The sequence below is a fragment of the Aeromonas taiwanensis genome (assembly GCF_000820165.1).
Classification (GTDB): Bacteria; Pseudomonadota; Gammaproteobacteria; order Enterobacterales; family Aeromonadaceae; genus Aeromonas; species Aeromonas taiwanensis.
This window is the reverse complement of record NZ_CDDD01000037.1, coordinates 38357-63997: the sequence shown is the minus strand read 5'-3', so window position 1 is coordinate 63997 and position 25641 is coordinate 38357. Positions and strand designations below refer to the sequence as shown.

Annotated in this window: 25 protein-coding genes, 1 tRNA gene and 1 riboswitch; of the genes, 19 read left to right on the top strand and 7 right to left on the bottom strand. The window is 61.9% G+C overall.

Annotated features, from left to right (window positions below; all coding sequences use genetic code 11):
- Positions 1–86: 86 nt before the first annotated feature.
- Entirely contained in the window at positions 87–848 is a 762-nt protein-coding gene (locus BN1136_RS06660; RefSeq protein ID WP_043758924.1) for a lytic transglycosylase domain-containing protein, read from the bottom strand.
- 356 nt (positions 849–1204) lie between these two features.
- Here BN1136_RS06660 and BN1136_RS06655 point away from each other — a divergent pair, with 356 nt between their 5' ends.
- Positions 1205–1645 (top strand): GNAT family N-acetyltransferase, encoded by a 441-nt coding sequence (locus tag BN1136_RS06655; RefSeq protein ID WP_407921445.1) that lies wholly within the window; start codon positions 1205–1207, stop codon positions 1643–1645.
- Between the two features lie 4 nt (positions 1646–1649).
- Here BN1136_RS06655 and BN1136_RS06650 read toward each other — a convergent pair whose 3' ends face one another.
- Positions 1650–2192 carry a YceB family lipoprotein gene (locus BN1136_RS06650; protein WP_043758926.1) on the bottom strand — a complete coding sequence of 181 codons (543 nt, stop codon included), beginning with the start codon at positions 2190–2192 and terminating at the stop codon, positions 1650–1652.
- Between the two features lie 96 nt (positions 2193–2288).
- Here BN1136_RS06650 and cls point away from each other — a divergent pair, with 96 nt between their 5' ends.
- Both cls and BN1136_RS06640 read left to right on the top strand, forming a co-directional pair.
- Complete coding sequence (gene cls, locus BN1136_RS06645) at positions 2289–3770, top strand: cardiolipin synthase (RefSeq protein ID WP_043758928.1); 1482 nt, start codon at positions 2289–2291, stop codon at positions 3768–3770.
- 107 nt (positions 3771–3877) lie between these two features.
- On the top strand, positions 3878–5143 hold the full coding sequence (locus BN1136_RS06640; protein WP_043758930.1) for a DUF945 family protein: 1266 nt from the start codon (positions 3878–3880) through the stop codon (positions 5141–5143).
- 60 nt (positions 5144–5203) lie between these two features.
- Here the strand turns inward: BN1136_RS06640 and purU are convergent, their stop codons facing one another.
- Positions 5204–6040: a formyltetrahydrofolate deformylase gene (gene purU / locus BN1136_RS06635; RefSeq protein ID WP_043758932.1), complete on the bottom strand. Its 837-nt coding sequence runs from the start codon at positions 6038–6040 to the stop codon at positions 5204–5206.
- 206 nt (positions 6041–6246) lie between these two features.
- Positions 6247–6401, top strand: a riboswitch (FMN riboswitch).
- Positions 6402–6505: 104 nt separating this feature from the next.
- Here purU and ribB point away from each other — a divergent pair.
- Together ribB and BN1136_RS06625 are read left to right on the top strand one after the other, a co-directional pair.
- Positions 6506–7159 (top strand): 3,4-dihydroxy-2-butanone-4-phosphate synthase, encoded by a 654-nt coding sequence (ribB, locus tag BN1136_RS06630; RefSeq protein ID WP_043758934.1) that lies wholly within the window; start codon positions 6506–6508, stop codon positions 7157–7159.
- Positions 7160–7384: 225 nt separating this feature from the next.
- Complete coding sequence (locus tag BN1136_RS06625; protein WP_010634682.1) at positions 7385–7627, top strand: Lpp/OprI family alanine-zipper lipoprotein; 243 nt, start codon at positions 7385–7387, stop codon at positions 7625–7627.
- Positions 7628–7761: 134 nt separating this feature from the next.
- Here BN1136_RS06625 and BN1136_RS06620 read toward each other — a convergent pair whose 3' ends face one another.
- Together BN1136_RS06620 and BN1136_RS06615 are read right to left on the bottom strand one after the other, a co-directional pair.
- A complete protein-coding gene (locus BN1136_RS06620; RefSeq protein WP_043758938.1) occupies positions 7762–8610 on the bottom strand; it encodes a tetratricopeptide repeat protein in 849 nt (282 codons plus the stop codon).
- Positions 8607–9329 carry a 4'-phosphopantetheinyl transferase family protein gene (locus BN1136_RS06615; protein ID WP_042878780.1) on the bottom strand — a complete coding sequence of 241 codons (723 nt, stop codon included), beginning with the start codon at positions 9327–9329 and terminating at the stop codon, positions 8607–8609. Before BN1136_RS06615 ends, BN1136_RS06620 begins: the two co-directional genes overlap by 4 nt.
- A 277-nt stretch (positions 9330–9606) precedes the next feature.
- Between BN1136_RS06615 and BN1136_RS06610 the strand changes: the two genes are divergently transcribed.
- From BN1136_RS06610 to BN1136_RS06600, 3 genes are all read left to right on the top strand, one after another.
- Positions 9607–10095 carry a C40 family peptidase gene (locus BN1136_RS06610; protein WP_010673526.1) on the top strand — a complete coding sequence of 163 codons (489 nt, stop codon included), beginning with the start codon at positions 9607–9609 and terminating at the stop codon, positions 10093–10095.
- Between the two features lie 151 nt (positions 10096–10246).
- Positions 10247–11200: a 23S rRNA (adenine(1618)-N(6))-methyltransferase RlmF gene (gene rlmF / locus BN1136_RS06605; protein ID WP_043758944.1), complete on the top strand. Its 954-nt coding sequence runs from the start codon at positions 10247–10249 to the stop codon at positions 11198–11200.
- Positions 11201–11433: 233 nt separating this feature from the next.
- The gene (locus BN1136_RS06600; RefSeq protein ID WP_043758946.1) at positions 11434–12159 is read left to right on the top strand and encodes a MaoC family dehydratase; all 726 of its coding nucleotides are present in this window, start codon (positions 11434–11436) and stop codon (positions 12157–12159) included.
- A 283-nt stretch (positions 12160–12442) separates the two neighbouring features.
- Here the strand turns inward: BN1136_RS06600 and BN1136_RS06595 are convergent, their stop codons facing one another.
- Together BN1136_RS06595 and BN1136_RS06590 are read right to left on the bottom strand one after the other, a co-directional pair.
- Positions 12443–13429: a DUF481 domain-containing protein gene (locus BN1136_RS06595; RefSeq protein ID WP_043758948.1), complete on the bottom strand. Its 987-nt coding sequence runs from the start codon at positions 13427–13429 to the stop codon at positions 12443–12445.
- Positions 13430–13450: 21 nt separating this feature from the next.
- Positions 13451–14368: a L,D-transpeptidase family protein gene (locus BN1136_RS06590; RefSeq protein WP_043758950.1), complete on the bottom strand. Its 918-nt coding sequence runs from the start codon at positions 14366–14368 to the stop codon at positions 13451–13453.
- A 365-nt stretch (positions 14369–14733) separates the two neighbouring features.
- On the opposite strand from BN1136_RS06590, the gene BN1136_RS06585 reads away from it, so the two are divergent.
- From BN1136_RS06585 to BN1136_RS06535, 11 genes are all read left to right on the top strand, one after another.
- A tRNA-Ser gene (locus tag BN1136_RS06585) sits at positions 14734–14823 on the top strand.
- Entirely contained in the window at positions 14788–15630 is an 843-nt protein-coding gene (locus tag BN1136_RS06580; RefSeq protein WP_081843648.1) for a LysR substrate-binding domain-containing protein, read from the top strand. Before BN1136_RS06585 ends, BN1136_RS06580 begins: the two co-directional genes overlap by 36 nt.
- Positions 15631–15814: 184 nt before the next feature.
- Positions 15815–17389 carry an arylsulfatase gene (locus BN1136_RS06575; protein WP_043758952.1) on the top strand — a complete coding sequence of 525 codons (1575 nt, stop codon included), beginning with the start codon at positions 15815–15817 and terminating at the stop codon, positions 17387–17389.
- 52 nt (positions 17390–17441) lie between these two features.
- Positions 17442–18737 carry an anaerobic sulfatase maturase gene (locus BN1136_RS06570; protein WP_043758953.1) on the top strand — a complete coding sequence of 432 codons (1296 nt, stop codon included), beginning with the start codon at positions 17442–17444 and terminating at the stop codon, positions 18735–18737.
- Positions 18734–19732, top strand: coding sequence for an AAA family ATPase (locus BN1136_RS06565; protein ID WP_043758955.1), 999 nt, complete (start codon positions 18734–18736; stop codon positions 19730–19732). Before BN1136_RS06570 ends, BN1136_RS06565 begins: the two co-directional genes overlap by 4 nt.
- Positions 19732–20637, top strand: a complete 906-nt coding sequence (locus BN1136_RS06560; RefSeq protein WP_043758957.1) for a DUF58 domain-containing protein — start codon at positions 19732–19734, stop codon at positions 20635–20637. The genes BN1136_RS06565 and BN1136_RS06560 overlap by 1 nt, the downstream gene beginning before the upstream one ends.
- Positions 20638–20659: 22 nt before the next feature.
- Positions 20660–21100, top strand: a complete 441-nt coding sequence (locus tag BN1136_RS06555; protein WP_043758959.1) for a DUF4381 family protein — start codon at positions 20660–20662, stop codon at positions 21098–21100.
- Positions 21093–22076, top strand: coding sequence for a VWA domain-containing protein (locus BN1136_RS06550; protein WP_043758960.1), 984 nt, complete (start codon positions 21093–21095; stop codon positions 22074–22076). Before BN1136_RS06555 ends, BN1136_RS06550 begins: the two co-directional genes overlap by 8 nt.
- Positions 22069–23595 (top strand): VWA domain-containing protein, encoded by a 1527-nt coding sequence (locus BN1136_RS06545; protein ID WP_043758963.1) that lies wholly within the window; start codon positions 22069–22071, stop codon positions 23593–23595. Before BN1136_RS06550 ends, BN1136_RS06545 begins: the two co-directional genes overlap by 8 nt.
- Entirely contained in the window at positions 23592–24605 is a 1014-nt protein-coding gene (locus tag BN1136_RS06540; protein WP_197068426.1) for a BatD family protein, read from the top strand. Before BN1136_RS06545 ends, BN1136_RS06540 begins: the two co-directional genes overlap by 4 nt.
- Positions 24606–25613, top strand: coding sequence for an HAD family hydrolase (locus BN1136_RS06535; RefSeq protein WP_043758966.1), 1008 nt, complete (start codon positions 24606–24608; stop codon positions 25611–25613). It abuts the gene before it with no gap.
- Positions 25614–25641 lie beyond the last annotated feature (28 nt).

The following is a 25641-nucleotide window of genomic DNA, read 5'->3' as shown; positions in this document are numbered from 1 at the left end:
CGCCTTCGGGCGTGTTTTTTCGTTTGAGGAGGAGGGAAAACGCGCCGCCAGGGCGCGGGAAGAGGGGAGACAGGGATCCGTGATCGTCACAGGCCCTTGGCGCTCAGCATGTCCTTGTAGCGTTGGTGCAGCAGCTTGACCCGTTCTACATAGGCCCGGGTTTCAGCGTAAGGGGGGATGCCGCCGTGCTTTTGTACCGCCCCTGCCCCTGCGTTGTAGGCGGCGGTGGCCAGGGCCACGTTGCCGTCGTACTGCTTGAGCAGCCCCGCCAGGTATTTCACTCCGCCGAAGATGTTCTGCTCCGCCATCAGGGCGTTGCCGACCCCGAGTTCCCGCGCGGTGGCCGGCATCAGCTGGGTCAGCCCCATGGCCCCCTTGCGGGAGACCGCCAGCGGGTTGAAGGCGGACTCGGCGTGGATCAGCGCCCGGATGAGGGCGGGCTCGACCTGATAGGCCTTGGCCGCCGCCTTGATGGTGCTGGCGTAGTCGTAGAGGAAGAGCCCGGTCGTGCGCCAGTTGACCTTGGAGGCGGGGTCGCAGGCGTAGCAGTCGTTGAACAGCAGCAACTCGTAGTGACCCTGCTCCGGCATCATGTCGGAGTAACGTACCACGCCGTTTTTTTGCACCGACTTGTAGACCTGGATCTGGCGCGTGGCGGGCTCGGGGGCGGGCGCAGATGCCTGGCGCGTGGCGTCGGGCTCGTCGGGTAAAGAAGAGGGGGCCGGAGGCGCCACGTCGGGTTTGTCGGGCAAGGGGGAGGGGGTGGACGTCAGGATCACCACCTCGGCCGGTGGCGGCAACTGGCCCCAGGCAAGGGGGGAAAACAGCGGGATCATGCCCAGCAACATCCATGCTTTCAACGGCTTGCTCCTTAAGCCTCGTTCGCCACGTTGAGTAAAGCATTCTGGGCGCGGCAGAACAAGTGCACCGGCGGGGCGCCATCAGAAAAGTGCGCGGTGGAAGGTGGGCCGGGATGCCGAGCACAGCAGGGGTTGCGAAGGCGACAATGCCCGGTGCGGCGAGCCTGGAGTCAACCCTGCTTTCTCTCTGGCTATTGGCTTTTTTGTAAGTTAAAGGCGTGTTATCTTGCTGCTGCTCTACTCTGGTCTGATCTCTTCGGGTCTGATCGCTTGGTGGGGCCGAGTGACGGGGCAGGAGAAGGCCGGGTGGCCATAACGACATGGGCATGACAAACAGGCGAGCGATGGAGCTCAGATTCGAAGAGTACTGTGATGCGGATCTTTCCCTGATCAGGGACTATTACGAGACGACGTTTTCCCACTATGTGCCGGATCTGGCCGAGCGGATCTTCGTGGTGCGCGATGCCCATTGGCTGGTGGGCGCGGTGCGCCTGCGGGACGAACAGGACTACTACCATCTGTGCGGTTTTCGACTGCTGCCCCACTACCAGTCCCTGGGGCTGGGCTCCAGACTGTTGCAGCATGCCTGCAGCAATCTGTCGGACAAGCCCGTGATCTGCCATGCCCTGCCCTTCGAGAAGCCCTTCTACCTCAAGGCCGGTTTTGCCCACCTCCCTCTGAACGAGCTCAGCGGGCCGCTTCATTCCCTCTATCACCAGCAGCACGAACAGGGTTACCAGATCGAGCTGCTGGTGCGTCAGGCCAAAGCCCCCGTTTTCAACTGACGTCTCATTGGGGCTTGGTCAGCAGGTGGATCTTGCCCGGTGACAGCTCCAGCCCCAGCAGATTCTCCTTGAGCCAGGCCTGGTTGGGATCCTTGTCATCGAGTTTGTAGACAGGCTGGGTCTCCAGCCGTTTCTCCATGCTCTGCAGCAGCATGCGCAACATGAAACCGAACTTCTGCTCGGCCGCCGCCGGCTCCAGCTTGTAATCGATGAGCTTCATGTTGTCGAGGAAGAGCGCGCTCTGGGCCTTGTCGTAGCGGGGTCTGGCCTCATAGGTCATGTTCAGCAGGGCGTCATACTCGGTCTGGTCCGGCAGCGCTATCTTCAGCTTGCCCTTGCCAAACACCCTGGCGGTGTCGGGGCTCTGGCGGCCGATCTGCACGTCGCTCTGCTCGAGCCGCACGTGAGCCTTGATGATGCCGGGCAGTTCCAACTGTTTGTCCACTTGTACCTGGGATTGCAGGTACTGATTTATCTGCTGCTCATTGATGTCATATGAGCCTTGGCCTAGCATGGCCAGACTCAGCAGCATAGATTGCAGGATCATGCTAACGACCTGATAGAATGGGTGTGTCCTACAGCATACCATCCCGGCCTTGTGGGATCTGCCCATGCCATTTGCCCAATACACCAAGGAGTCGTCTTGCTCGACGGTCTGGAATACGACATTCAGTTGCTGTTTTCCCGCTTTCTCGGATGGCTGTTGCTGTTGTTTCACACTGTGATAGTGGCGGGGATCTCCCTGCGGGTGGTGATGAAGCGGCGTCCCATCGGGGTCTCCCTGGCCTGGCTGGCTCTCATCTATGCCATCCCCTTCGCGGGGGTCGGCTTCTACGTGTTGTTTGGCGAGATTCGGCTCGGCCGCAAGCGGGCAGAGCGCGCCCAGGCCATGTACCGCCCTTATGCCATCTGGATCCGCCAGCTGGCCCGGCTCTTCCCCCAGCACTGTTGCGAGGTGGGCAGCAAGGCACGCCCGCTCCACGACCTTATCCAGGGGCGGCTGGCCATGCCCATGCTGTCGGGCAACCGGATGACGCTGCTGCACAAGCCCGAGACCATCATCCAGGAGATAGTGCGCGACATCCGGGGCTCCTCCCAGTCCTGTTATCTGGAGTTCTATATCTGGCATCCCGGCGGGGATGTGGACGAGGTGTGCGAGGCGCTCATGGAGGTGGCGGCACGCGGCGTGGATTGTCGTGTGTTGCTCGATTCCATCGGCAGCAAGACCTTCTTGCGCTCCCGCTGGCCCAAGGCGCTGCGCGCTGCCGGCGTCAAGGTGGTGGAGGTGCTGCCGGTCGGTGCCTGGCGCATCCCCTTCCAGCGCCAGGATCTGCGCATGCACCGCAAGCTGGTGGTGATCGATGACAGGGTGGGATACACGGGCTCCATGAACATGGTGGATCCCCGCTACTTCAAGCAGGACGCCGGTGTCGGCCAGTGGGTCGACATCATGATCCGGGTGCAGGGGCCCGTGGTGCCGCTGATGTGGTCCACCTTCGTCTGGGACTGGGAGATGGAGACCGGCGAGCGCCTGCTCGACAGTCTGCAGCACGAACCCGAAGCCTGGCCGCAGACCAACTACCGGGCCCAGCTCATCCCCTCCGGCCCCTTCGTGGGCGGTGACTGCATCCAGCAGAGCCTGCTGCTGGCCATCTATCAGGCCCGCCATCACCTGGTGCTGACCACCCCCTATTTCGTGCCAGATGACCCCCTGGCGGCCGCGCTCTCCTCGGCGGCGGCGCGGGGCGTGCTGGTGCAGCTGGTGCTGCCGGCGCGCAACGACTCCCTGATGGCGAACCACGCCAGCAACTCCTTCATGGAGGATCTGCTGGCGGCCGGGGTGGAGATCTACCGCTACGACGCCGGCCTGCTGCACACCAAGAGCGTGCTGGTGGACGATGACTTCGCCCTGGTGGGGACGGTCAACCTCGACAGGCGCAGCCTCTGGCTCAATTTCGAGATCACCCTGCTCATCGACAACCCGGTGTTCGTCGCCGAGATGAACCAGCTGGTACAGGGCTACATGCTGGAGGCGACCCCCATGTCCCTGACCAAGTGGCGTGCGCGGCCCTGGTACAAAAAACTGCTGGAGAACATCTTCTACCTGTTCAGCCCCTTGCTGTGACAGCCAGAGAGGGAACCCTGAGCCGCGATCCGGCTTGCGTGTGTTCCCATCCTCCCCGTAGAGTGCGCCCATGCACCCGCCATTGATAATGTGGAGAAAAAGAACAGATGAAGAAAAAAGTGGCCTTGGCCGTCGGGGCCGTCCTGGTGGTGGGGGGGCTTGGCGCCTGCTGGTACACGGGCAACACGTTCGACCGGATCCTGGCCGAGCAGATCGCCAGGGCGCAGCAGGAGAGCGGGGTCGAGATCAGCTGGCATCCGGCCACGGAGAACCTGTTCGTTCGCGACGGCCTGCTCAAGGTGGTGGTGCCGCCCCAGACGCTGGAGAGCTTTGATCCCCAGCTCGCGGGGAGCGAGGCCATCGAGATGCAGTTCGCGTTCAACAGCCGCATGTTGCCGCTCTATATCAAGAGCCACCTCTTGCTGGACACCGCAGAGGGCTCCCTCGCGCCCGTCTTCACGGCCCTAGGCATGGAGAAATGGCAGCTGGGGGCGGAGTCGGCCAGCAGTCTCTGGACCATGAGCAACAGCTCCCGATTCTGGGCCAGCGACTTCAAGGTCAAGGAGGGGCTCAACGAGTTCCAGTTCCTGCCCCTGAACGGCGACTATCGCGGCGATCTCGACGGTAATGGTCATCTGACTGCCCACTGGCTGGGCATGACGGTACACGATGCGCAGAGCAAGACGGATCTGGCCCTGGCCGATCTCAAGGGCAGCGCCGACATGGCGGAGATTAGCGGCCTCTGGCTCTCGCCCCGCAGCGATGCGACCCTCTCCGCCCTCTCCCTGACACAAGGGGATCTCAAGGTCTCCCTGCAGGGGATGACCACCGCCACCCAGCTGGCGGGGGATGATGTCCAGACACTCTCCACCCGTTATCAGATGAAGGTGGCGTCTCTCAATCTGGAAAACGAGGAGGACAGCCTGGCGCTGACCGAGGGCAACCTGGATCTGGCGCTCAACGGGCTGGATCTGGAGGGGTACCAGCGGCTGCAGGAGGCCAGCAGCCAGCGGGTGGACGAAGCTGCCATCCAGGAGGCGCTGGACAAGATGCTCCAGCGGGGGGCCACGCTCCTGCTGACGGACCTCAGCGCCCGCCTCAACGGCGAACCCGTCAACCTGCAGGGGGAGGCCAAACTGGCCCCCACGACCCTGGCAGCGCTGATGGAGAGCGAGGAGGGGATGCAGGCCCTGTCAGGCCTGCTCCATGCGCGCCTTGGCGACAAGCTGGGCCAGGCGGTTCCCCAGCTGGCTCCCATGCTGAACCAGTTCATCGACCTGGGTTACCTCAAGGCGGAGTCGGCGGTGCTGAGCGCCGAGCTCAAGCTGGAGAAGGGGCAGGTCACCGTCAACGGTCTGCCACTGCACCAGTGAGTGCCCCCGCAATGAAAAAAGGCTCCTTCGGGAGCCTTTTTTCTGGGGGCGGACCGCCGCTTACTTGAACACGACCGTCTTGTTGCCGTAGACAAAGACCCGTTCGTTCAGTACCAACTCCAGGGCGCGGCTCAGCACGGATTTCTCCACGTCGCGACCGGCCTTGGCCATGTCGTCGGCGGTGAAGGTGTGGTCGACGTGGATGACGTCCTGCTCGACGATGGGACCCTCATCCAGATCGTCGGTGACGAAGTGGGCGGTGGCGCCGATGAGTTTGACCCCGCGATCGAACGCCTGGCGATAGGGACGGGCACCGATGAAGGCGGGCAGGAAGGAGTGGTGGATGTTGAGGATCTTGCGCGGGTAGGCCGCGACGAAGCTCGGGGTCAGCACCCGCATGTACTTGGCCAGGATGACGTAATCCGGCTGGTAGCCATCGATGAGGGCGCGCACCTGATCTTCGTGTTCGGTGCGGCTGAGATCCTCGTGGCTCACGCAGTGGAAGGGAATGTCGAACTTGCCCGTCAACTCGCCCAGGGTGTCGTAGTTGCCGATCACCGCCACTATGTCCATGTCCAGGGCGCCGGCGTAGTTCTTCATCAGGATGTCGCCAAGACAGTGGGTCTCCTTGGTCACCAGGATGACGATACGCTTCTTGCCCGCCTTGACCAGGCGGCGCTGGGCGCCCGCCGGCAGGGCATCATCGAGATCCGCCAGCAGGGTCTCGTCGTTGAAGCGCCCTTCCAGCTCGGTGCGCATGAAGAAGCGGCCGTTTTCATGGTCCACGAACTCGTCGTTCTTGTTGATGTTGAGCTGGTGCTTGTAGCAGATGTTGGTGATCTTGGCGATGAGCCCCTTGGCGTCGGGGCAATCGGTCAGCAGTATTTTCTTTTCCATCTCTGTCATGATTCCGTTTGTGTTGTTGGCGCCCAGTCTGCGCGGGCAGCACGTTTTTTTGGCACTATGCCACAAACAAAATCAGAAAAGACAGCGTGCCGTGCATCGGCGTGACCGGTTGGCAGAGGCGGGCCGCCGGGAGCAACCGTTTGTCGTTGATGGGTTTTGGGCTGGCATCCTGCGGCGATTTTCTTTAGGCTGTCTGCGCTTATTCTCAGGGCGGGGTGAAATTCCCCACCGGCGGTATCCCGATATGACTCGGGGAGCCCGCGAGCGCCCGACCCGGTTTGACCGGGCGGGGTCAGCAGATCCGGTGAGATGCCGGAGCCGACGGTCACAGTCCGGATGAAAGAGGATAAGACAGATATTGCTGGCAAGCCCCCTGTGGGCCGGCCGCTGCATGCCTATCTCTGTCTGCCTTTCCATGCCCTGATTCTGGTCCTTGTCTTTTTTAGGAGTCTTACCATGAATCAGTCTCTGCTCAGTGAATTCGGTGATCCCATTGCTCGCGTCGAGGCCGCGCTGGCCGCACTGCGTGCCGGCCAGGGTGTGCTGGTGGCCGACGATGAAGATCGTGAGAATGAGGGTGACCTCATCTTCGCCGCAGAATCCATGACCAACGAACAGATGGCCATGATGATCCGCGAGTGTTCCGGCATCGTCTGCCTCTGCCTGACCGACGAGCGGGTTCGCCAGCTCGAGCTCCCCATGATGGTTGAGGCCAACTCCAGCCACTACCAGACCGCCTTCACCGTGACCATCGAAGCAGCGCAGGGGGTGACCACCGGGGTGTCCGCCGCCGATCGCATCACCACCATACGTGCCGCCATCGCCGACGGGGCCAGACCGTCCGACCTGCATCGCCCCGGCCATGTCTTCCCGCTGCGTGCCCGTACCGGCGGCGTGCTGACCCGGCGCGGTCACACCGAAGCCACGGTCGATCTGATGCAGCTCGCCGGGCTCAAACCTTACGGGGTGTTGTGCGAGCTGACCAGGGAGGATGGCTCCATGGCCAGGTTGCCGGACCTGGTGGCCTTCGGTCGCCAGCACCAGATGCCGGTGCTGACCATCGAGGATCTGGTGCAATATCGTCAATTGCTGTCAGAGCGTTCAGCCTGAGCCTCATACGAAATTGTAATAAGCCGAAATTTTGGTTACGCTTTGCACGAACCTCATCCGGAGACACTCTTTTTTGATTAAAGTTTGCGCATAAAGTGTGCAACTAAAAAAAAATGAGGGTTTTAACGCATTTATCTGTGATGGGGCCTATCCAAAGTATGATTTTTTTGTGCCATAATCACGCCGCTTGCTAAACGTCTGGCGAGTTAAAGGGAGCTTTTAAAAATGAAAAAAATGTTGTTGGTAGGTGTTGTTGGTCTGTCCGCTCTGCTGGGCGGTTGTGCAAACACCAGCGAACTGGAAACTTCCGTTCAGAATCTGTCTAACAAAGTTGACCAACTGGCTCAAGATGTTAGCGCTGTTCGTGCTGATCAGTCCAAGATCGCTGCTGATGTTGCAGAAGCCAAGCAAGAAGCTATGCGTGCTAACCAGCGCATCGACAACATGGCTACTTCCTACAAGAAGTAATCCATGCGAAAAAATGGCGCATTTTAATGCGCCATTTTTTTTTGCCTGAAATCTGGCAATTCTCTGTGTTTGACTCCCGCCTGAACAAGGCAATGCCGACTGATCGGCATTCCCCGTCCTGAATATCCCTTCGATCAATAAAGCAGGCTGTAGAGCTTGCGGCGGTAATTCTGCGCTGCCGGATGTGCACCCATGGTGGCCAGCACATCGAGATAGATCTTCTTGGCATCCCCAAAGGCCAGATCCCGCTTGAGAATGGTGAACAGCAAGGCCAGAGCCTCTTCCTGTCGACCGACCTGGCTGTAGAGTACCGCCAGCTCCTGGGCAAGGGCGTCATCTGCCGGCTGTTCGGCGTGACGCAGCTCCAGGGCGCGCAGTTCAGGGCTGTCACTGGCCTGCAGCGCCAGCGAGAGACGAGAGCTCAGGGTCTGATAGTGATCGTCCTGTGCCACCATGGGGATGGCGGCGAGCAGGGCTTGCGCCTCGTCCAGCAGGTTCAGATCCAGGGCCGCCTGTACCAGCCAGAGGCTGATGTCGTGACGCTCGGGGGCGAGGCGATGGGCCTTGCTCAGGTGGGTGTGCGCCACATCGGCCTGCTCTGCGGCCAGTGCCTGCTTGGCCTGCTCCAGCAGCAGCTCTTCTTCCTTGGGGGCGAAAGCAGCGAAATACTGGCGCAGGGTCGCTTCATCCTGCGGGCCTTCCAGGATGGCCTGCTCGTCCGGACGACCCTGATGGAACAGCACCAGGGCGGGTAACGCACGCAGGGCCAGCTGGCTCGCCAGCGGCTGCAGCTGGGGATCGTTCATGTCGACTTTGGCCAGGGTGACGCCAGGATTGGCCTGACCAACCAGGGCTTCCACCAGGGGGGTCATGGCCTGACACTCCGGCATCTGCGGGGCGTGGAAGTAGATGACGACCGGCTTTTTCAGGGACGCATCGATCAGTTCGGCGTGAAAATTCTGGGGAGTGATGTCGACGATCATGAGGCTGACTCTCGGAAAATGGTGTGGATCAACATGGGGTCCAGCGGAGTGGATTTCAAGCTCCCGTCCAGCAGATAGGCATCGACCTGGCGGGTCGGGGCGGCGAGGCTGAGCCATCCTCTGCCAATTGGCCAGTCGCTCACTTCATAGATGCGGGTATCGAGCAGGTTCTCCAGCCGCCACCCTTGCTCCGGCAAGAAGCAGACCTTCTCCAGCCCGGCGGCGATGCCGGCGCCGTGGGCCTTGAGCACCGCCTCCTTGCGCGACCACAGCCGATAGAAGGCCGAGTCCTGCTCCTGCACTGGCAGGGTGCGCAGCCACAGGTATTCCCCGGGGGCATAGAAACGCTCTGCCAGGGGCAGTATGGGGCGGCGGCGCAGGCCCATTTCGATATCCACGCCGAGGGGACCCTCCCGACAGAGGGCGAGCACCAACCAGTCACCGCTGTGGCTGAGGTTGAACTGCCAGTGGTGGTTGCACAGCATCGGCTTGCCATGCTCGCCGATGTGAAAGGCCAGAGAGCCGGCAGGGCAGTGGAGGCGTTCGGCCAGCAGGCGGCGAAGCAACACGCGTCCCAGCAGGTACTCCCGCTGGCGGCCTGGTTGGCGGATCTCGTGCCAGTGGCGGTATTCCTCCGGGGAGAGCCCGGATGACAGCCCGATCAACTGTTCAGTATCGACGAGCGCGGTATTTAACAAATAGAGATCCGCAGAAAGCATAATATTTCACTTAAAAATGGGGTCGAAGTAGCGATAACAATCCGTTTGGAGAGGCCGAAACCGATGCTTTCAAGATTGTATATTGTTTGGCCATGATCACATAAATTGCGCTAAACAGAGCATTTCCTTGCAAAAATGTGAGTTCGATTGGGATTTTCGCTTGCCTCGATAGAATTCTTGGATATAGTCGGGTGCTGTTGCCTTATAAATTGCCCTGTCGGGCTGCATTTTAACAAGTTTCACTCTTTTTTGTGGGGATAAAGGATTGCGCCACCTGATGCTACTGCTGGTCGCGCTCGGAATGGTAGGTTGTGCTTCGGCACCCCAACCCGAGGTCGCGAGCAAGATCGAGGTTTCCATGATGGAACCCGTGATTGAACCCGAAGTTTCGCCTACCCCGGATGTCAACGAAATCCTGACCGTATACAAAGAGTGGCGTGGTACCCCCTACCGTTATGGCGGTACCACAGAACGAGGCATCGATTGCTCGGCGTTTACCCGTGAAGTGTTCCGCAATGCCATCGGCATCGAATTGCCCCGCGATACCCGCTCCCAGGTCCACGAAGGCTCTCGCGTCTCCAAGCAGGATCTGGTCGAGGGGGACCTGGTCTTCTTCAAGATCAACCCGCGTCTGAACCATGTCGGCATCTATGTCGGCAACGGTGAATTCATCCACGTCTCCTTCCGTGCCGGCGTCACGCGCTCCAAGCTCGACAATGTGTATTGGCGCAACAAGTTCTGGCAGGCACGCCGGATCGATATCTGAGTCAGGCTGGACAAACGGCTCGCAGTACGGACTGTTTTTCCAACCTCACTTGAACCGGGCCCTCAGGGTCCGGTTTTTTTATGGCCCTCTTTTAGACTTTCCCTGGCTGACTCTCTATAGTGTGGCCCCCTTGATCCTCGGCAGGTCCAGCATGACACCACAGCAGAAAACCGGATTGCACCCGCGCAATCGCCATCAGGCCCCCTACGATTTTGACGCGCTCTGCCTGCGTACCCCGGCGCTGTCGCCTTTCGTGTTCGTCAACGAGCACGGCACCCAGACCTTGGATTTCGCCGATCCGGCCGCCGTCAAGGCGCTCAACCGGGCGCTGCTGGCGCTGCACTATGGTATCGAACACTGGGATCTGCCACCTGGCTACCTCTGTCCGCCCATCCCGGGGCGGGTCGATTATCTGCATCGCGTCGCGGATCTGCTGGCGGAGAGCGCGGGCAAAGTGCCGACGGGCAAGGGCGTGCGGGTGCTGGATATCGGCGTCGGGGCAAACTGCATCTACCCCCTGCTGGGAGCCCGCGAGTATGGCTGGCGCTTCGTGGGGTCAGACATCGACCCGGTGTCGGTCAAGGCGGCGACCCTGCTGGCCGCCAGCAATGGCCTGGGGAGCCAGATTGCGTGCCGCCATCAAGGCAACCCGAAACACATCTTTCGCGGCATTCTGGGGCCGAAGGAGCACTTCGCCCTGACCCTGTGCAACCCGCCGTTCCATGCATCCCTGGCCGAGGCGAGCAAGGGGACGGAGCGCAAGCTGCGCAACCTGGGCAAGGGGGAGGGCAAGGCGGTGACGGGGGCGCCCGTGCTCAATTTCGGCGGGCAGAAGGCCGAGCTCTGGTGCGAAGGGGGCGAGGCGGCATTTCTGGCCGGCATGATAGAGCAGAGCAGGGAATTTGCCGCCCAGTGCCTCTGGTTCAGTTCGCTGGTGTCGAAGAAGGAGAACCTGCCGGCCGCCCGCAAGGCGCTGACCCGGGCGGGGGCGCGGGAGGTTCGTGTACTCGATATGGCGCAAGGCAACAAGGTGAGCCGGATCCTGGCCTGGAGTTTCCTGGATGAGGAGAAGCGGGCAGCCTGGTGGTCTGCCATGGGCAGATGAGCAAGACCGGGGCACTGGCAAGGGCCCCGGTTCTCTTTTTCCGGACTGATTTATTCCCGCTTGCAGCCCTCGTTTCAATCGTTTTCCCACCTGATTTTTCCAGCATGTTAGTGACCACTCCCGCCCTCGGTACAGTTGTACGCCGAGATTTTTTTGTACTTACTGCTGAAACTTTCATAAAATGGGACTGGTTAGACCTCTTCACAGGCTGTTAATCGAATAGGGATCGGTACATGAAAGTTGTCGATTTTCTGAAGCACAAGCGCGAAATTCTGGCGCAGCACCCCTTCGAGCTCAAGGATTGGCTCTCCCCGGCTATCCGCGACTACTGGCGTGAGTTTCAGCAAAAGGCACACCTTCACCCCTTGCTGGGGCGAGTGCTGGATCTGCAAGGGGAGTCCCAGAACGCCCAGCAGCAGGAGAGCGCCAGAGTGGCGCAGGTGGCCAACGGCCAGCCGGCCATGACGCAGGATCCTGTCGTCGAGCTCGACGGGGAGGCCGCCGCACTCTATGCCGAGCTGCAGAATCGGCTCGGGGAAGAGACCCATGTCGGCGAGTGGCTGCAGGTGACTCAGGCGCTGATCAACCAGTTCGCCACCGTGACCGGGGATCACCAGTGGATCCACACCGATCCCGAGCGCGCGGCGGCCGAGTCCCCCTTCAAGACCACCATCGCCCACGGCTTCCTGACCCTGGCCCTGCTGCCGCAGCTTACCGGCTCGGTGGATGAGACGACGCCAGAGTTTCCCACTGCCCGCATGGTAGTGAACTTCGGGCTGGAGCAGGTACGCTTCCCCTATCCCATCAAGGTGGACAGCAATATCCGGGCCCGCACCAAGCTGTCCCGGGTCACCCCCATCAAGGGCGGGATCGAGCTGCTCAAGGAGATCAAGATCGAGATCGAGGGGATCCGTCGTCCGGGGTGCGTCATCGAGTCGGTGACCCGCATCTATTTCTGATCACGCCTTCACTGTTGATGGTTGAACGGGCTCGCTGTCGCGGGCCCGTTTTTGTATCCGGCACAGATGGCCAGCCCCCAGGACAAACGGATGCGCAGCTGGATCTGACTCATAAAACCGGTGCTGTCGCAGCTAACCGGTTTTCTTTTGATAAGGTTGTGAGCTGGTGAGGCAGCACTGCATGCCGCGATTGAACCTTGCATCTGACCCTAGAGAACATCACGCCTATTAATGAAAAAGAGGAGCCGCTATGACTCCCCTTTGCATGTGACTGGTCACTGGTTCAAAAACTGGCACCCAGGCTGATCAGATGGCGGACCTCGCTCTCCTTGAGACTCTGCCCTGCCCCCTCAAAATGGAACTCCCCATCTTGCCAGTCGAGTTCGCTCGACCAGGAGAGGCGAACGTTGTCGTTGAAGTAGTAGCGTAGCCCTAGGCTGCCATTGATGTCCTGATCCAGGGTGAGATAGGGGGACTGCTGTGACAGGTATTTCAGATAACTGCCCTTGCTGAACAGCTCGAACTGCTGCCGCCAGAGCGAGAATGGCTGGCGATAATCCCAACTCAGACTGCCGATGGGGTAGCTGATGATGCGCGAATCAAACAGAAGCAATCCTGCCCAGCCGCCATCGCGAAAATAGGCGCGCTGGACACCTGCTTGGGCAATCAGTTCCAGTCGCCTGCGCTTGTCATTCCAGAAGCGGTAACCGGGACCGGAGCTGAAATCGAGCTGGAGATAGTTTTCATCGAGCATGTTGTATTCGGCATTGAGAGAGTTGCGAACAAACCAGTGATCGTTGAAGAAATAGTCCAGGGTCGGGTTGACGGTATAGTCGTGGCTGTCGGTCTCGCCATTGGCGGTTTCGTAGTTGTATTCCCCTGACAGGCTGTAACGCCAGTCGAGATTGGCGACCTCCGTCTTGCCCTTGATGTTGATGTCGTTGGTGCGGGTTTCATTCTTCTTGAGCTTGATGTTCAGGTCGCCATTGCCGGTCCAGAGCCAGGCGTTGCCCTCGTCCCCATCAGCCTGAAACAGCGATATTCCCCCCTTGGCCGTAGCCTTGGGCTTGTCCTGCTTTTCCAGTCGCCAGCGTTTGACTGCTTCCCGTTTGACCGTTACTGCCTGGCTGTAGGGCAGGGCAATGCGCACCGACTCTGGAGTGATCTCCTCTATGGTACCCGTCAGGCGATCGCCGTTGCGCATCCAGAGGATGTCCTTGGCCCACGTCAGCGGGCTTGCCAGGATAAACAGAAGAAGCAGGTATCTCATGAGTGATGATGACTCCGGTACTTAGCCGCTGATAGGGCGGGGTAGTCCATTCTTGCTGTCCAGTGCGGCGGTGACATCGGCCTGGGTAACCTCGGGCGCGCTGATAAACTGCTCGACGGCCGGTGGCAGGATCAGGGGGGCGCCATTTTCGAGTTCGTCCTCGGTACGGGAGAGAGGGGAGTGCACCTCCAGCCAGCGGCGTCCATCGGGCTCCACTGCCATCTTGACCGGCTGGTTGATCACCCGCACCGGCGTGCCGACCGGCACCAGGCCGAACAGCATCTCGATGTCATCCGGGCGCAGCCGGATGCAACCGGCGCTGACCCGCAGGCCAACCCCGAAGTCCTTGTTGGTGCCGTGAATGAGGTAATCCCTGTTGCCATAGCCCAGGCGCATGGCGAACTTGCCGAGGGGGTTGTCCGGGCCGGGCGGTACCACGGCGGGCAAATCGATCCCCTTCTGCTCCAGCCAGGATTTGCGCACCATGGGGCCGGGCACCCAGGTCGGGTTGGGATTCTTCGCGATGACGGTGGTGGTCATCTCCGGCGTCTCGCGCCCGATGTCCCCGATGCCGATGGGCAGCACCATCACCTCGTTTTTGCCCTTGGGGAAATAGTAGAGGCGCAGCTCTGGCAGGTTGATGACGATGCCTTCCCGCGGCACGTCGGGCAGCAGCATCTGGGTCGGCAGGGTCAGCCGGGTGCCCGGTTTGGGCAGATAGGGGTCGACGCCGGGGTTGGCCTCGAGCAGGGCCAGAAAACCGATCTGGGTGTATTTGCCCACCAGTTCCAGATGATCGCCCGGCTGGATTATGTAATCTTCCAGCTCGCCGATGAGCCGGCTGTCGGCGGGCGGCAGGGGATAGGTTTTGGACCAGGCCGGCGCGGCCCAGAGGCTGACGGCGGCCAGCAGCAGTGAGACGATACGTGTATTGAACATGGTTCTTCCTATCGACTGTGGGTGAGGGAAGCCCTCCTTCCCAAAAAATGAGCTGGGATTGTCAACCAATCGTCCGGGGATTACCAGCCTCGCACCCGGGTCTGCCGGGTGGGGTGGTGGCAGTTTGCATCAGCGTTGCAGCTAAGAACCCGTGTTGCCGGGAATGACGGCCCATGGGAAGCCGCGTCATGGCTCCCTGCCCAGTGACCGCTACTGACACAGCGGATCATGTTTGCCATGTGGTTGGCGTGAGCAGGGGAGGGGCGCAAGGTGTGGAAGGGTGGCGATTTTATCGCCAGTTGTCTGATCTACAACGAGATTTACGTTGATTTCCCGGCTTGGGTTGAGTCAATATGAGGGCCCGTGGAGAGATGCCGGAGTGGCCGAACGGGATTGACTCGAAATCAATTGTGGCAGCAATGCCACCCAGGGTTCGAATCCCTGTCTCTCCGCCATTTATTCCCTTCAAGCCCGCGTCCGTCGCGGGCTTGTCATTTGAAGCCTATGCCAGCCCATACTTTGGCTCATACTCCTGTTTTAAGAAACGCAAATCTCCCCCGTTCTTCTTTGCTCACAGGGATCCATCCTGGTGTGGCTTCTATTGCCCGCCACAATCCATTGAGCCCTCGGGCCTTATTCGCATCAACAGCTCGCGCATCGCCGCCAGGTTGCTGATCGAACCGCACATGGGGGAGTTTCTGGCGCGCCATCCCAAGCTGCGGCTGGTGATGGCGGACGGGTTTTCCAACATCATCGCCGACGGGATGGATGCCGGCATCCGCCTGGGGGAGAATCTGGATGAACACGTGGTGGCGGTGCCCATCACTCCCCCTTTGACCATGGCGATTGTCGGCTCACCCGACTATTTCAGGCAGCATGGCACGCCGCAGATCCCGGGCGATCTCACCCGGCACAACTGCCTGGCCTACCGCTTTACCTCCAGCAACACCATCGACCGCTGGTCGTTCACCTCCCCCGATGAGGAGCAGCACACCCAGATCGTCGATCCCAAGGGCAACGCCGTGTTCAACGACGACGACAGCATGCTGCAGGCGGCCCTGCAGGGGGTTGGCCTGGTCAAACACCTGGATCTGCGGGTGCGCCAACACCTGAGTGATGGCTCACTGGTGCGGGTGCTCGCCCCCTGGTGCCCCCCCTTCCCGGGGTTTTATCTCTATGTGCCGTCGCGGGCCCAGATGCCGGCCAAGATCCGGGCGCTGATGGACTTTATGGTGGAGAAGCGGGAAGGCGTTGCCAGGTAGCGTGAGCGGGCGCTCGGGTAGTCATGGATGACAGCTGCGGATCCAAAGGGGCTTGATGCATTTTTATTGCGATGGAAACAATATAATTATGGTTCAGGTGTGGTTAAGGCTTGACCGTTTCCATCTTAACTTATTTAGTTATCATTGCATTTGAATCCCACCCACCGGAAATGGAGTCATTGCAATGCTGAATAACATTCCATCTAAACGGACGTTGATAGCCAGCATGCTGACGCTGGCCTTTGGCGCCACCGCAACCTCTGCGGTACAGGCAGCCACGACGGCCGCCGAACAGGATAAAGGCAAGCCCAACATTGTTGTTATCTTTGGCGATGATATCGGCTATTGGAACCTCAGTACCTACAACCAGGGCATGATGGGTTACAAAACGCCCAATATCGACAAGATCGCCGCAGAAGGCGCCAAATTCACCTCCTATTATGCAGAGCAGAGCTCTACCGCGGGTCGTTCTTCCTTTATTACCGGCCAGATGCCGTTCCGTACCGGCATGAGCAAGGTGGGGATGCCGGGTGCACCTCAGGGTCTCCAGAAAGAGGACCCCACCATCGCCAACGTACTCAAGCAGCTGGGTTATGCCACGGGGCAGTTCGGCAAGAACCACCTGGGTGACAGGGATGAATTCCTGCCGACCGCCCACGGCTTCGACGAGTTCTTCGGCAACCTCTATCACCTGAACGCGGAAGAGGAGCCGGAAAACCCGGACTATCCGAAAGATCCCGCCTTCCGCAAGCAGTTCGGCCCGCGCGGCGTCATCAAGAGCACCGCGGATGGCAAGATTGAGGATACGGGTCCACTCACTGTCAAGCGGATGACCACGGTGGACGAGGAGACGCTGGCGGCCAACAACGACTTCATGGAGCGTCAGGTCAAGGCCAAGAAGCCCTTCTTCACCTGGTTCAACACCACCCGCATGCACAACAAGACCCACATCAAGCCTGATCACCAGGGCAAGACGGGTCTCGGCGATTATGCCGACGGCATGGTGGAGCACGACGCCATCATTGGCGAGGTGATGAAGAAGATCAAAGACCTGGGGATCGAGGACAACACCATCGTCGTCTATACCACGGACAACGGCCCCATGACCGCGACCTGGCCGGACGCCGGTTTCACGCCCTTCCGCGGCGAGAAAAACACCGGCTGGGAAGGGGGCTTCCGCGTGCCTGCCATGGTCAAGTGGCCAGGCCATATCCAGCCAGGCACTGTGCTGAACGATATCTTCGGCAGCAATGACTGGTTCCCGACCCTGATTGCCGCCGCCGGCGAACCCGAGATCAAGGAGAAGTTGCTCAAGGGCTACAAGACCTCGGCAATGACCTACAAGGTCCACCTGGACGGCTACAACCAGCTCGACTATCTGCAGGGCAAGTCACCGAGTCAGCGCCAGGAGTTCTTCTACTGGAGTGATGATGGCGATCTGCTGGCCATGCGCTACGGCCGCTGGAAGGCTCACTTCATGATCCAGGAGCATACCGGTCTGGCGTTGTGGCAATACCCCTTCACCAAGCTGCGTACCCCGATGATCTTCGATCTGGAGGTCGACCCGCTTGAGAAGGGCAGTGATGGGATGGGTTACAACACCTGGTTCTATGATCGTCTCTTCCTGCTTGGCGGCGCGCAGAAGTATGCCACCGACATGATCAACAGCTTCCAGGAGTTCCCGCCACGGCAGAAACCGGGTAGCTTCACGATATCCGACGTGAGCGCCCTGATCGAGCAGGGTGCGAAGAGCAACTGATTCTCGGCGTGTACGGGTGAGGCCCTGGCCTCACCCGCTTTCAGGGGTAACGATGAAACACAGCACCACCATGCCCATCAAGGCGCTGGCATCCGCAGAAAAATATGCCGGCAAGGGGCCAGCCTGGGTTCGCCGCTTTCATGTGATGGCCAAGCCGACGGGTTCCACCTGCAACATCGATTGCACCTACTGTTTCTACCTGCACAAAGAGGGGCTGCTCCATCAGGAGCGTCACACTCACATGAGTGACGAGGTGCTGGAGAACTACATTCGCCAGTACATCGACAGCCAGGATGGCGAGCAGGTTGTCTTCTCCTGGCAAGGGGGCGAACCAACCCTGATGGGGCTGGATTTCTTCCAGAAAATCGTCAAGTTACAAAAGCAGTATCAAAAGGCAGGCCAGCGGATCGAGAACGATCTGCAGACCAACGGCATTCTGATCGATGACAAATGGGCCGCCTTCCTGAAAGAACACCATTTCCTCGTGGGGCTCTCCATCGACGGGCCGCGCGAACTGCATGACAGATATCGGGTGACCCGCAGCGGCAAGCCCACCTTCGACAAGGTGATGGAAGGGGTGGCCGCCCTCAAGCGACACGGGGTGCCCTTCAATGCCCTGGTAACCGTCAACCGGACCAATGCCCGCTTCCCCCTCGAGGTGTATCGCTTCCTAACCCGGGAGCTGGGGGCCACCTACATCCAGTTCAACCCCTGTGTCGAGCCCGTGGATTTCACCAGGACGGCGCCGCAGTTCTGGCACGATGACACCATTCCCGTAACCGGTAGCCGCCGCGCCAAGCCGGGGGATCTGGACTCCATCGTGACGGACTGGTCGGTGGACCCGGATGACTGGGGCCAGTTTTTGATCGCGGTGTTCGAGGAGTGGGTCAACAACGATCTCGGCCGGGTGCAGGTCAACCTGTTCGAGACGGCGGTGGCCCAGACCATGGGCATGCCCGCCCAGATCTGCGTGACCTCGGAGTTTTGCGGCAAGGGACTGGCCATCGAGAAGAACGGGGACATCTATTCCTGCGATCACTACGTCTATCCGGAGTACCGGCTGGGCAACATCGACGACACTCCGCTGTCCCACATGGCCTTCTCCGAGCGTCAGCAGGCCTTCGGGTTTGGCAAGCGGGATACCCTTCCCGCCTATTGCCGGGCCTGCCCCTATCTCAAGCTGTGCTGGGGGGAGTGCCCGAAGAACCGGATTGTACGCACCCCGGATGGGGAGCTGGGACTGAACTACCTCTGCCCCGGCATCAAGGCCTTTTTCGACTACGCCCAGCCCATAGTGGTGGGCATAGTCACCATTTTGCAGGGGCAACCGGCAGGAGATAAGGCATGAGCAACAGGGAGAGGCTGCTGCAGCTCGAGCAGCGCATGAACGAACAGGTGCTGGGGCAGGAGAATCTGGTCAGGATGCTCGTCATCGGCCTGTTGTGCGATGGTCACGTGCTGCTGGAAGGGCTGCCCGGGCTCGCCAAGACCCGGGCGGTGCGAGCGCTCTCCCGCCATATCGACGGGGACTACAGCCGAATCCAGTTCACACCGGATCTGCTGCCATCTGACATCACCGGCAGCGAGATCTATCAGCAGCATGCGAGTTCGGAGCAGGAACAGTTTCGCTTCAGGCCCGGCCCTGTGTTTGGCAACATCATTCTGGCGGACGAGATCAACCGGGCATCGGCACGGGTGCAGTCGGCCCTGCTGGAGGCCATGGAGGAGCGCCACGTGACCGTGGCGGGGAAGAGCTGGCCACTGCCCGGCCTCTTCATGGTGCTGGCGACCCAGAACCCGGTGGATCAGGAGGGGACCTGGCCACTGCCGGAGGCGCAGCTGGACCGCTTCCTGATGAAGGTGCTGGTGGACTACCCCTCGAAGGCCCACGAGCAGCAGGTCATGCAACTGGTCCGTGAAGAGCAGCGGCAGAAATATGCCCGGAGCGATCGGGGAGAAGAGGCTGCCACGGCCCCGGATCTGCGGATCACCCAGGAGGAGGTGCTGAGCTGCTGGCAGGAGATAGCCCAGGTGCACGTCGCCCCGACCGTCGAGGCCTACATCGTCAATCTGGTGGGGATGACCCGCCACCCGCAGGGGGTGAGCGACGAACTGGCGAGCTACATCAGCCTCGGGGTCAGCCCTCGCGCCACCCTGGCCCTCGAGCGTTGCGGGCGGGCCAATGCCTGGCTGGCGGGTCGCGACGCTGTCCTGCCACAGGACATCAAGGACGTCGCCCACGCCGTCTTGCGTCATCGCCTGATGATGAGCTATCAGGCCAATGCGGACGGCTTCTCGGCGGACGACGCCATCCAGACCCTGCTCGATACCGTGGTCGCCTGATGGCCACGGGACTTTGCATCGATCGCGCCGATCTGATGGCGCTGGCGGGGGAGGCCAGGCTGCTCCGAAACGATCCGGAGCGGATCGCCAAGGGGGCCCTTGCGGGGGAGCGTGTCTCGCGCCAGCAGGGGCGGGGACTCAACTTCGAAGGCTTGCGGCGCTACCAGGCGGGGGACGATGTCCGTCTCATCGACTGGCAGGCCACCGCCCGCCTGCGCACCCCCTGGATACGGCTCTATAACGAGGAGCGCGAACGCCCCGTCTTCCTGCTGATCGATCAGCGTCTCGACATGTACTTCACCACCCGTGGCCACAGCAAGTCGGCGGCGGCGGCCATGATCGCCGGGCTCTATGCCTGGCGCAGCTGGCACGACAGCGATCGGCTCGGGGCCCTGGTGTTCAATGACGAAGAACTGGCGGTGCATCCCTGCCGCTCACCCAAGCAGAATCTGGGCCGCGTCATCGAGGATCTCTGCCGCTTCAATCAGGCGCTGCCGGCGGCCTATCCCCAGGAGCCGCGCCCGGAGGTGGATCTGGCCCGCGTGCTGCAACAGATCCAGTCGCTGGTCCCGCCAGGCGCCTGGCTCGGGATCATCAGCGATTTTCATGACATGGATGCCCGCTGTGATGCCCTGCTGGCAGGGCTCAGGCGTCGCTGCGAGATCACGGCCTTCGTGGTCTATGACGACCTCCATCTGCGGCTGCCGACCCGGGGTGCGCTGTGCGCCCGCTATCAGGGCAGCGATGCCACCGTCGCCCTGTCGCCGCAGATGAGGGACGATATCCAGCATGCCATCGGCAGGCGTCTGGCGGATCAGGAGGCGCGGCTGACCCGACTGGGGGCCAGGGTGCGCAACATAGTGACCAGCCAGGATCTGGTGCGGCAGCTGCAAAAGGGAACATGAAAGGGAACATAGAGGGGGGCTGATGCTCGAGAAAGGGTTTTCCGTACCGGCACTGCTGGATCCATCCCTGCCAGAGCGTGTCTCCTGGTGGCCGCTGGCGTTTGGCTGGCGATGGCTGGGAGCCTTGCTGCTGCTGGCCCTGTGCGTGATGGCCCTGTCCCGCCTTGCCCGCTGGCGGCGCAACCGCTGGCGCCGCGAGGCCGGCGCCATGATGGCGACCCTGAGGGACGTCGACGGCTGGCTGGCGATGATCAAGCGCATCCGTCTGGTCCATCACCCTCGCGCCGAGGTCGCCCGGGCCATCTCCCCGGCCGAGATCCTGGCCGGAGTCCCCGTCGACGAGGCCTCCCGGCACCTGTTGTGCGAGCGCTACTGCCGCCCTGACAGTGAACTGACCCCTGCCCAGAACGCCCGTTTGGCCAGGCAAATCGCCGCCTGGCTGGAGAGCCTGCCTCATGTCTGACTGGTTATCCCGCTTCGATTTCGCCTGGCCCTGGGCATGGCTGCTCCTCTTCCTGCCGCTCCTCGGCCGCTTCCTGCTGCCCCAGGTCAGGCCGCAGGCAGACTATGTGAGGGTTCCGTTCCTGCCCCATCTGATCGAGACCCTGAACCTCAAGGAGAGCCCACCGCAAGCCAGCCGCTGGCAGCAGCTGTGGTTCTGGACGGTCTGGCTGCTCCTGGTGTGCGCGCTGGCGAGGCCCGAATCCCTGACACCGCCCCAGCACATAGTAAAACCGATGAGAGACATGGTGCTCATCCTCGATGTGTCGGGCTCCATGGGAAAGAATGATCTGCCCGGGGGAGAGACCCGTCTCGCGGCGATGCAGGCCTCCGTGGCCAGGTTCGTGGCAGCCCGCAAACAGGATCGCATCGGACTGGTGATCTTCTCCAGCAGTGCCTACCCCTTTGCCCCCCTGAGCGAGGACAAGCAGGCACTGCAGGCCCGCATCACCCAGCTCTCCTCCGGCATGATCGGCGAGCAGACGGCGATCGGCGATGCCATCGGCGTCGCGGTCAAGATGCTGGATACCGCCCTGCACGGGGAGAGCAGCAAGCTGGCCATTCTGCTTACCGATGGCAATGACACGGCCTCCCAGCTGCCCCCCGCGCTGGCGGCCAGGTTGGCGGCGGATCACCGGGTTCAGATCCACACCATCGCCTTCGGCGACGAGAACACCAGTGGTGACGACAAGGTGGATCTGGACCTGCTCAAGGAGATCGCGGACACCACCGGCGGCCGGAGCTGGCAGGCCGCCCGCAGCGGCGCGGCCCTCGATGAGGTCTGGAAGGAAATAGACGCCCTGACCCCGGTAGAGGTCAAGACGCTGGGCTGGTCCTGGCACCAGCCGCTGTATCCCTGGCCGCTCGGCCTGGCCCTGCTGCTGTTGCTGGCGTTCACCCTGCTGGATTACCGCAAGGAGTCAGCGACCCATGAGTGACTTCCATTTCCTCCACCCATGGCACCTGCTGGGGTTGCCGCTGTGCCTCGCGCTCTGGTTTGTTGTGCGCCGTCCGCCCAGCGCCTGGTATCAGCTGATGGACAAGCCGGTGGCCGAGGCGCTGCTGGTGGGCAAGTCCCGCCCCCTGATGCAGCTGCTGCCCTGGCTCTTTGCCACCGGCGTGCTGGCGCTTTCCGGGCCGACCTGGCAACGGGAGATCCCGGCCGCGCTCTCCCCGCAGGGGAGCGTCATGGTGCTGCTGCAGCAGAACCTCGGCATGTATGCGCAAGATCTGGCGCCCAGCCGTCATCAGCGCATGCAACACAAGCTGATGTCACTGGTGCAGGGCACGCCCGGAACGGGGTTCGGGCTCATCGTCTATGACAGCACGGCGCATTTGACCACCCCCCTGACGCTGGACCCCGACTTCTTCTCCCTCTTCCTGGAGGCCCAGAGCCCGGCCATCATGCCGCAGGGGCAGGGCTCGGCCCTGGTCAAGGCCCTGGCGCTGGCGCGGGAGAATCTGCCGACGGCCCCGGATGCGGCGCGCAGCATCCTGGTGGTGGCCGACACCCTGGCCCCGGACGAAGCGGCCGCGCTGAGGGACTCCCCGCTGCCGGTACAGGTCTGGGTGGTGGGCACGGAGCGGGGGGGCACGCTGCCGGCCAAGTATGCCGAGCGCGGGATAGACACCCGGCTGAACGTCGATGAGTTTGGTTCGCTGAAGCGGGACGGCATACCGGTCACCCTGGCCACCATAGATGACGGGGATCTGGCGGCCGTCTCGGCCAACATCGAGCGGGCGGTGCAGGCCCAGAACAATGCCCGTGAAGACTTGCGGTGGAAAGACAGCGGCTACCTGCTGGTGATCCCCATGCTGGGGTTGCTGCTGTTCTGGCGCAGGCAACTCTTGTGCGTGACCTTGCTGGCGGGCTCGCTCGGGCTCTATGGGGGCCATGTCGAGGCGGCCTGGCTGGACTGGTGGGCGACACCGGATCAGCAGGGGCAGCGCGCCTTTGACCGGCAGGATTACGAGCAGGCCGCCGAGCACTTCCAGGATCCGCTGAGGCGAGGCATTGCCCACTACCATGCCGAACAGTTTGTGGCGGCGGCCGCGGCGTTTCGTCAGGCCCCGGCCACACCGGAGACCCTAGTGTGGCTGGCCAACAGCTATGCCCGGCAAAAATCCTGGCAACAGGCCATCGACGCCTATGATCAGGCGCTGAGCCTGCGCCCCGGCTGGGACATGGCGCTGGACAACCGCGCCAGGATTGCCGGGATCATCATGGCGCTGCGCAAGCAAGAGCGGGATCGCGAAGCCTCCCAGGGGGAGGAGGCGGATTACGATCCCGATGAGATCAAGCATGACCTGAAGAAGGGGCAGGGGGTGGATCAGCAGGATCTCGGGGCGGTGGGCGGCGCCACCCCCCAGGCGAACCAATGGTATGACAATCTGCAGCTCTCCCCCTCCGGGCTGCTGCGCAACCTCTACCAGGCCGACACCCCGGAGGCACAGTGAAACCGCTCTGTTTGTTGCTGCTGCTCGTCAGCCTATCAGGATATGGCGCCATGGACATCAGCCGGGAGCTGGTGGCGCCAGAGCGGCTGGTGCCGGGCCAACCGGTGCGCGTCGCCGTCACCTTCTGGACCGACTCCTGGTTCAACCCGCCACCCGAATGGCCAGCCCAGGTGGTGAGAAACGGCGCCCTGCTGACCACGCCCCTGCCGAACCAGCTGTTGACGCGTCAGCAGGATGGCAAGAGCTGGAGCGGCGTGCGGATGGAGAGGCTGGTCTCCGCCTGGGATCCCGGCACGCTGAGCCTGCCGGCGCTGGAGGTGACCCTCTCATCGGCGGGGCAAGCACCCCACACCGTCTCCCTGCCCGCCGTCGAGCGACCCGTGGCCTGGCCCCAAGACGTCAAACAACCGGACCGCTTCCTGCCGGCCAGCGCCCTGACCCTGAGCCAGAAGCTGGTGCTCTACCGCAGCGGGGAGGGGGACGCGCTGCATGTGGGGGATGCCATTGAGCGGCAGGTGACGGTCAAGGCCGAAGGGGTCGTGCCGTCCCAGATCCCGCAACTGCTGTATGCCATTCCTGGTCAGGACAGCCAGCGACTGCCCCCCGTTAACAGCCTGCTGGATTCGGGGCGTGGCGACTTTGGCGGTGGCCAGCGGGAGGAGCGCCTGCGCTATCTGCCCACCCGGCAGGGCAAGCTGGTGCTGCCGCCCTTGACCCTGAGGTGGTGGGATACCTCGGCGCAGCGCTGGCAGTCGGCCGAGCTGCCGGGGGCCGACTACGAGATACAGGGGCCGCGTGCGGCCGGTCGAGAGGCCGAACTGCGGGCCGGCACCACCTCTCACCTCTGGCGCTACCTGTCTATGCTGGGAGGCCTGGCCATCCTGGCGGTGGCGGGCTTCTTCGCCCGTCATTCGCTGCTGCGTGGCTGGCAGTTTGCCCGCCTCGCGGTTGCCCGATTCTGGCGTCCCGTCCCGTTGCCGGACCTGACGCCCTCACACAAGGAGAATTAGATGAAACTCAACCCTCTGCTTGTTGCCCTGCTCGTGAGCACCTGTGCGGGCGCCAGCGAACAAGGCGCGGCCAACCCCCTGGCCGCCTGGCAAGACACGGCGCCCAAGAAGGCGATCGAGGCCTGGGTCAAGGGCGCCACGACGGAAGGCTCCAAGACCTTTATCCCGGTCAGCAAACGCTATGTGGTCTTTGACAACGACGGGACCCTCTGGCCGGAGGCCCCATTGACGTTCCAGCTGCAATTCGCCCTCGACGAGATCAAGCGACTCGCCCCCGCACACCCGGAGTGGAAAGACGATCCCATCGTCAAGCTGGTCCTGGCCGACGATCTGGCCGGGCTGGTCAAGGCGGAGAAACCGGGACTGACCAAGCTGGTGGCGTTGACGCACAGCGGCATGAGCACGGACGACTATGCGCAGCGGGTGCGCCACTGGCTGGACACGAGCAAGCATCCCCGCTTTGGCTGTGGCTATGACAAGCTGGGCTACCTGCCCATGAGGCAGTTGCTGGAGTATCTGCGGGCGAACGGCTTCAAGACCTGGATAGTGTCCGGTGGCGGCATCGACTTCATGCGGGTGTTCGCGCAAGAGATGTACGGCATCCCGCCGGAGCAGGTCATCGGCTCCTTCGCGCTGTCCGACTATGCCTTGACGGCGGATGGCTCAGCCATCACCAAGACGATGAAGGGGGCCTACTTCGACGACGAGGCCGCCAAGCCCGCCGCCATTCACCTCTTCATGGGGCAGCGGCCGGTGGGGGCCTTTGGCAACAGCGACGGCGATGTGCCCATGCTGCAATACACCTCCACCCAGCCCGGCTTCAAGACCTTCGGCCTCATCGTGCATCACACGGACGCGAAACGGGAGTATGCCTATGACGGCCATCCCCCGAGCAGCGGCACCCTGGTCAAGGGGCTGACGGAGGCGACCAAATATGGTTGGACCCTGGTGGACATGAAGCAGGACTGGAAGAGCGTGTTCGATCCCGCCCTGTGTCAGACCCCCTGATGACCGCGCCCTGAGAGCATCAGGGCGC

What these genes read in the sequence shown, in the direction of transcription:
- BN1136_RS06550 (WP_043758960.1), top strand. Translation starts at nt 21,093, where the DNA reads ATGTCTGACTGGTTATCCCGCTTCGATTTCGCCTGGCCCTGGGCATGG.
- BN1136_RS06595 (WP_043758948.1), bottom strand. Translation starts at nt 13,429, where the DNA reads ATGAGATACCTGCTTCTTCTGTTTATCCTGGCAAGCCCGCTGACGTGG.
- BN1136_RS06565 (WP_043758955.1), top strand. Translation starts at nt 18,734, where the DNA reads ATGAGCAACAGGGAGAGGCTGCTGCAGCTCGAGCAGCGCATGAACGAA.
- BN1136_RS06545 (WP_043758963.1), top strand. Translation starts at nt 22,069, where the DNA reads ATGAGTGACTTCCATTTCCTCCACCCATGGCACCTGCTGGGGTTGCCG.
- BN1136_RS06590 (WP_043758950.1), bottom strand. Translation starts at nt 14,368, where the DNA reads ATGTTCAATACACGTATCGTCTCACTGCTGCTGGCCGCCGTCAGCCTC.
- BN1136_RS06560 (WP_043758957.1), top strand. Translation starts at nt 19,732, where the DNA reads ATGGCCACGGGACTTTGCATCGATCGCGCCGATCTGATGGCGCTGGCG.
- BN1136_RS06640 (WP_043758930.1), top strand. Translation starts at nt 3,878, where the DNA reads ATGAAGAAAAAAGTGGCCTTGGCCGTCGGGGCCGTCCTGGTGGTGGGG.
- BN1136_RS06580 (WP_081843648.1), top strand. Translation starts at nt 14,788, where the DNA reads ATGCCACCCAGGGTTCGAATCCCTGTCTCTCCGCCATTTATTCCCTTC.
- BN1136_RS06555 (WP_043758959.1), top strand. Translation starts at nt 20,660, where the DNA reads ATGCTCGAGAAAGGGTTTTCCGTACCGGCACTGCTGGATCCATCCCTG.
- BN1136_RS06660 (WP_043758924.1), bottom strand. Translation starts at nt 848, where the DNA reads ATGTTGCTGGGCATGATCCCGCTGTTTTCCCCCCTTGCCTGGGGCCAG.
- ribB (WP_043758934.1), top strand. Translation starts at nt 6,506, where the DNA reads ATGAATCAGTCTCTGCTCAGTGAATTCGGTGATCCCATTGCTCGCGTC.
- BN1136_RS06570 (WP_043758953.1), top strand. Translation starts at nt 17,442, where the DNA reads ATGAAACACAGCACCACCATGCCCATCAAGGCGCTGGCATCCGCAGAA.
- BN1136_RS06600 (WP_043758946.1), top strand. Translation starts at nt 11,434, where the DNA reads ATGAAAGTTGTCGATTTTCTGAAGCACAAGCGCGAAATTCTGGCGCAG.
- BN1136_RS06535 (WP_043758966.1), top strand. Translation starts at nt 24,606, where the DNA reads ATGAAACTCAACCCTCTGCTTGTTGCCCTGCTCGTGAGCACCTGTGCG.
- rlmF (WP_043758944.1), top strand. Translation starts at nt 10,247, where the DNA reads ATGACACCACAGCAGAAAACCGGATTGCACCCGCGCAATCGCCATCAG.
- BN1136_RS06625 (WP_010634682.1), top strand. Translation starts at nt 7,385, where the DNA reads ATGAAAAAAATGTTGTTGGTAGGTGTTGTTGGTCTGTCCGCTCTGCTG.
- BN1136_RS06575 (WP_043758952.1), top strand. Translation starts at nt 15,815, where the DNA reads ATGCTGAATAACATTCCATCTAAACGGACGTTGATAGCCAGCATGCTG.
- BN1136_RS06610 (WP_010673526.1), top strand. Translation starts at nt 9,607, where the DNA reads ATGCTACTGCTGGTCGCGCTCGGAATGGTAGGTTGTGCTTCGGCACCC.
- BN1136_RS06650 (WP_043758926.1), bottom strand. Translation starts at nt 2,192, where the DNA reads ATGATCCTGCAATCTATGCTGCTGAGTCTGGCCATGCTAGGCCAAGGC.
- BN1136_RS06615 (WP_042878780.1), bottom strand. Translation starts at nt 9,329, where the DNA reads ATGCTTTCTGCGGATCTCTATTTGTTAAATACCGCGCTCGTCGATACT.
- purU (WP_043758932.1), bottom strand. Translation starts at nt 6,040, where the DNA reads ATGGAAAAGAAAATACTGCTGACCGATTGCCCCGACGCCAAGGGGCTC.
- BN1136_RS06620 (WP_043758938.1), bottom strand. Translation starts at nt 8,610, where the DNA reads ATGATCGTCGACATCACTCCCCAGAATTTTCACGCCGAACTGATCGAT.
- BN1136_RS06655 (WP_407921445.1), top strand. Translation starts at nt 1,205, where the DNA reads ATGGAGCTCAGATTCGAAGAGTACTGTGATGCGGATCTTTCCCTGATC.